Raw genomic sequence first — 5909 nt, 5'->3', positions numbered from 1 at the left:
TGGGTGTCCAGCAGTTTTTTGATTTTTGGCTCATAATCCCGGTAATCAATGGCCTCTGCATAGCGGAGCTTGACGGATGCCTTGAGTGACTGGAATTTCCGGAGGTCTGCCTTGTATCGGGATAAGGTTTTATCATCGGTTTCGGTCAGAAATTTTTCGGAAGAGAGTGCCATGGCCAGTGTTTTTCCAAACTCCGAAAGGCGACTGTAAAACTCTTCCCTTATGCTCTCATCGCCAAGAAGCACTTCATAGGCCTCTTCGTCACAGGAGTGCTTCACCGTTTTGAACAGATCCCAAAGATCAGAATACCGGGCGGGCAGTTTTTCGGTCTCGCTGTGAATGGATGTCAGGGTGCCAGCCAGATCGGATTCATCGAAGCCTTCAAATGCGCTGTACATGGTAAGGGCCTTGTCCAGTTCACCAAGTACGCTTGCATAGTCTATGATAAAACCAAATTCCTTACTTTCATGCAGCCGGTTGACACGGGCAATTGCCTGAAGCAGTGTATGCTCCCTCAGCATCCTGCACAAATAGAGGACTGCATTTCTGGGGGCATCAAAACCCGTGAGCAGCTTATCAACAACAATGAGGATTTCTGGTTCGCTGCCGTGTTTGAACTGGTTGATGAGCTGCTTGGTATATTCCTCTTCACTGCCATAGCGTTTCATCATCTTTTGCCAGAATTTTACGACCTCGTCTGTTGTTTCATCATCGGTCTCTTCATAGCCTTCACGCATATCCGGCGGTGAGACAACGACTTCGGAACTGACCATGCCAATCTCATTCAGATATGTATTATACTTGAGCGCAGAGGCTTTATTCGGGGCTACCAGTTGAGCCTTGAATCCTGTTCCCTGCCAATTGGAGCGAAAGTGCTCGCTGATGTCAAAGGCTCTCATGTAAATGACCTGATCGGCCTTGTTCAGCATTTCCGCCCGTGCATATTTGCGTTTCAGATCCGCCTGCTGTTCTTTGGAAAGCCCTTGCGTGTGCCGTTCAAACCACAGATCCACCGCTTTTTTATTCTGGGTCATTTCTACATGCCGCCCTTCATACAGAAGCGGAACCACTGCACCGTCTTCAACGGCCTGTGTGATGGAATAATGGGGTTCGACAAGCTCACCAAACTTTATGAAGTTGTTCTTCTCTTTTTTCAAAAGCGGCGTGCCCGTAAAACCTAAATAGCAGGCATGGGGAAACATCTGTCTCATCCGGGCGGAAAAGGAACCGAACTGGGTGCGGTGGCTTTCATCCACCAGTATGAAAATATCAGGGGAGGCATCCTGATATTTTTTTACCGCATACGCCTTGTCAAACTTGTTAATGAGGGTTGTGATAATTCCTGCCTTCTTTTCAGCAATCAGTTCCAGCAGATTTCTGCCTGATGTTGCCCGGTTTGCATCAAGGCCACAGGCGGCAAAGGTATTCCCAAGCTGTTTGTCGAGGTCATCACGGTCTGTCACAAGAACAATACGGGGATTTAAAATTTCGGGATTAAGGGCAAGATTCCGGGCCAGCATCACCATGGTCAGGGATTTTCCTGATCCTTGCGTGTGCCAGATCACCCCCCCTTTGCGTGAACCGGTGCTGTCAAAGTGTTTTACGCGGTTCAGGGTGGATTTGATGACAAAATACTGCTGATACCGGGCAATTTTTTTGATGCCTCCGTCAAACACCGTGAACTTCCACGCCAGCTCCAGAAGCCTTTCCGGGCGGCAAAGGGCATACAGCGCAATATCCTGTTCCGTCACCATTCTATTTTTGGGAACCACGGAACACACGGAATACACAGAAAAATTATTGGGATCTATTTCGTGCCGAAGAGAATCCTGAACAAGCTCATGTAACTTTTTGTACGCAATATTTTTTGTTCTGAAGTGCTCTTTTTCTGATTCCGTGTGTTCTGTGTATTCTGTGGTTATATCTTTAGTGGTTAAGCCCGGTTCTTTCCATATTCCCCAGAATTTTGCAGCGGTCCCCGTGGTGGCGTACATGGCGCTGTTTTTATTCAGAGCCAGCAGCATCTGGGTGTAGATAAAGAGTTTGGGTATGTGCTCATCATTCTGATTTCGGATGGATTGGGAAACGGCCTGTTCCACTTCAGTATGGGGGGCCTTGCATTCAATCACGCAAAAGGGAATACCATTGACAAAAAGAACGATATCCGGACGGACGGTTTCCGTAGAACGTGTTCGTTCAACACTGTATTCCACCGTTACATGAAACCTGTTTCGGCCGGGACTGTCGGAAGACCTGGGCCAGTCGATATAGTTTATATTAAAGCTTTTCGAATCCCCCTCAAGGGTCTGCTCCATGGCCGTCCCGAGGGTAATCAGGTCGTAAATGGCCTCGTTGGTCTTTAGCAGTCCGTCGTATTTGATGTTTTTCAGCTTCTGGATGGCCGACTGTACATTCTCTTCGCTGAAGAGGTACTCGTCTCCTTTGTAATGAATACGGTTGATTTCCTTGAGCTGACTGCGCAGAATATTTTCCAGTAAAACATTGGATGTTCGGTTTTGTCTTTCCTGCAGTGCTTCAGCCGGTGTCAGAAATTCAAAGCCAAGGCTGATCAAAAGCTGCAAAGCCGGGATTTGGGAAAGATGCTTTTCATTGATCTGAAAGGTATTCATGGGTTTACTCCCAATGCGTGCCAGTAGGGTCTGAATCCTGATTCCACAATATCCGAAACAAGGGTCAAAAAGGGATCGTAATTATTTTTCGTGTGGGCAGTATCCAGTGCCTCATAATATTCCAGACGTTTTTCCACAGGAAGAATCACCGGCGGGAATCCGCTTTTCATTAACTCCAGATTCATCAGCAGCCGTGATGTTCTGCCATTACCGTCCACAAAGGGATGGATTTTCACAAAATCAGCATGAACACGGGCGGCCCGTTCTACCGGATGAAGAGATTTCGCCCCGGTCTGATACCAGTTAACGAAGCGTTGCATTTCACTTTGAACCTGTACGGCATCTGGCGGTATATGATCGGCACCGGAAATGATGACATTGGTTTTTCTGTAGGTACCCGCATTTCTGTCATCGATATTTTTCAGGATCAGCTGGTGAATGGAGGTAATATGCCATTCAGATAATGTCTCATTTTTTCTGACCAGATCTTCCACAAAAAAAATGGCTTCCCGGTGGTTGATCACTTCAAAGTGCTCCTGCATGGTTTTTCCGCCAATGGTGATCCCTTCCAGAGCAACCTTGGTTTCCTTCAGGGTCAGCGTGTTGCCTTCAATGGCATTGGAATGGTAGGTCCAGCGGAGCACCAGATCTTCGTGGAGATTGGAAACAATCTCCGGAGGCAATGGCCGGAAGGCATCCAGTTTTTGTTTTAATTTGTCTAGTTTATTGAATTGTATCATTTTGTAGGTCTCCTGCTTTTATCCTCGATAAGCCAGACAGGGGCCAGGGATTTTTGAACCACGAAAAACCCAAAAAAACACCAAAAGGGAAGGAATTAATACGAATAAAAAAAGAATTTTAATTCATCACTCAGTACGCAATTGCTTCATGTCTTCTTCGATTTCTTCCACGGTGGGGAGGGAACCTTTTAATTCATCCGGTAAAATTTCTGTCAGCGTAAACTCACTCACGCCCATGGGCTTGTTCATGTCTCGAAGGGCAAATTCGGTTTCGATTTTGTTTTTGTCCCGGCAGAGCAACATTCCGATGGTTGGCTTATCATCCTCGGCTTTGAGAAGGCTGTCTACGGCTGAAAGATAAAAATTCAGTTTACCTGCGTATTCAGGAATAAATTTTGTATTCTTAAGTTCAATCACCACATAGCACTTTAACTTGATATGGTAGAAAAGCAGATCCAGATAATAATCACTTTCACCTACTTCCAGATGATATTGCCGCCCGATAAAGGCAAAGCCCTTACCCAGCTCCAGCAGGAATTTTGTGATATGCCCGACCAGCTGATTCTCTATGTCCCGTTCATTGTAAGGTTTTGTCATACTAAGAAAATCAAAGATGTATGGGTCTTTGATCGTCTGTTGTGCCAGATCGGATTTTGGCGTTGGCAAGGTCTGTTGAAAATTGCTGACAGACTTTCCTTGGCGCTGATAAAGGCTTGACTTGATTTGCAAGGCGAGAACATCACGACTCCAGCCGTTTTCGATGGTTTCCCGTATGTAGAAAAGCGTTTCCTGATGATCGGAAACTTTGTCCAGAAGAATTTTGATATGGCTCCAGGGCAATTGTCCCCCAATCTGGGGGATGATTGGCGGATAGGATTGTGATCCGTATTGGTGCGTAAGGACTGAATCCATTTGTCCCCCGGGCGGGGGGATAATTTGTTCCTGTTCGGAAAAGGTAATGAAATATTCGTAAAATTTCTTGATGTAGTAGATGTTTGTTCGTGAAAATCCTTGAATATCGGGAAACTCTGAACGCAGATCCTTAGACAGTTGGTCAATAATTTTGGAGCCCCAATGGGTTTCCGAGAGCTTTTGCGAAATATCCTCTCCAAGCTCCCAGTAAAATAAAATCAATTCCCGACTCGCAGCCAGTGCGGCTTTGACCTGCACGGAACGAATCTTTTCTTTGATTTCCCTGAGCCATGAAGTGTACCCGGCATGGTTGGCTGGGGATGGGGTGTTTTTTGATTTCTCATCCATCATGCATCCCCCATCACGATATCCGGTTTTGCCCGCCATTGGCCGGTGAGCATTTTTTGCATCAGGCCGCGTTTCTGGGTTTTGTATTGTTCTGCGAGCTGCTTCAGCAGGTTGATTTCATGCTGGACATTGCTCAGTATTTTAGCGATTTCTTTTTGTTCTTCAACTTGTGGCCAATAGATTTGCAGATTCTTCATGTCTTTTGAGTATACATGTGGTTGTGCTCCTCCTGACTGCAGGGCGTAGACTCGGTGCTGCATTTCCTTAAGGGTGAAATAAAGAAATTTTGTTATGCCCTTCGTTGCACGCAGAACATTGCAGTCAGATGCCCAAATTGGATAATCGTGATACCACACAAAACCCGCATATGCCCCAGATGCACTTACTGTGACAGTGGGTATTTCGTGTGTTGAGTGATTTGTGAAATATGCGTAAGTTTGTCCACCTGCGACAACCGGAACGTCACCTTCTGTATTGGATTCTTTTGTTAAAGCCTTGCCTTTTTCGACATTGACTTCTTTTCCAAATAAATCACCCAGCTTCACCTTTTTCCATTTCGCGTTTTTTTGCGTCTTTGGCTGTTCTGAAATCAACTCCCGCAACAGCCACTTAAAACGCTTTTCCTTCGCCTGAATCAACCGCTCAGTTTTCTCGATGGCCTCATCCCAGGTGGACAATAGAGCGGCAATGGCTTTTTGTTCGGGAAGGGGGGGGAGAAGTATTGGCAGTTTTTCCAGGGTTGCCTTATTTAGTTTGTACCTGTTAGCACCCTGTCTGCTTAAAAAATCAGTAATGTTTCTATGTTTGTAAAATGTGGCAAACCATTCAGCACTACAGACATTTGTGGAGGCTATTACATGGGCATGATTGTTAACATTAAACTTTCCTTTTGCTAAAATGGTTTGTGGCTTCTCTTTTGGTTTTAGAAAGTGGTCTCCATCTTCGCCTATTAAGGCAAACTCACCATCTAATAAATACTGATCAATGTAATCTAGGATACCCGTTGGGCCATAGTATGGATAATCACCCTGTATTGAAGATCTTTCTTCAAGACTAATGGGTTTTCTTAGATCATTTCTTATACTACAGCTTTTACCGACTTGAGAAATTTGCCATCCATGTGGAATTAACGACACTCGGGCTTGTTTTAATAAAAGTTGTGTTTTCATTGCCAGATTTCCTTGGGCTTCTGGGTAGTGTTGCCTTCGAGAGCCTCAGGCAACGGGCAGCTCTGGTGGCTGAGGTTCTCGCAGCCATGTGTTTCAGGCAACGGGCAGCT

The 5909-nt window shown here is 45.6% G+C and carries 4 protein-coding genes; all 4 read right to left on the bottom strand.

The genetic code is table 11. From position 1 onward, the window contains the following. The coding region (locus LZ24_RS16685) for a type I restriction endonuclease subunit R (protein WP_144686843.1) at window positions 1–2630 on the bottom strand (2630 nt) is incomplete at its 3' end. Continuing rightward, window positions 2627–3370 (bottom strand): Fic family protein, encoded by a 744-nt coding sequence (locus LZ24_RS16680; RefSeq protein ID WP_144686842.1) that lies wholly within the window; start codon window positions 3368–3370, stop codon window positions 2627–2629. The genes LZ24_RS16685 and LZ24_RS16680, both read right to left, overlap by 4 nt. A 126-nt stretch (window positions 3371–3496) precedes the next feature. After that, complete coding sequence (locus LZ24_RS16675) at window positions 3497–4633, bottom strand: PDDEXK nuclease domain-containing protein (RefSeq protein ID WP_246118633.1); 1137 nt, start codon at window positions 4631–4633, stop codon at window positions 3497–3499. Further along, window positions 4630–5799 (bottom strand): restriction endonuclease subunit S, encoded by a 1170-nt coding sequence (locus LZ24_RS16670; protein WP_144686841.1) that lies wholly within the window; start codon window positions 5797–5799, stop codon window positions 4630–4632. The genes LZ24_RS16675 and LZ24_RS16670 overlap by 4 nt, the downstream gene beginning before the upstream one ends. Window positions 5800–5909 lie beyond the last annotated feature (110 nt).

This window comes from Desulfobotulus alkaliphilus, assembly GCF_007830435.1.
Classification (GTDB): Bacteria; Desulfobacterota; Desulfobacteria; order Desulfobacterales; family ASO4-4; genus Desulfobotulus; species Desulfobotulus alkaliphilus.
This window is presented reverse-complemented; position numbering and strand designations above follow the sequence as displayed.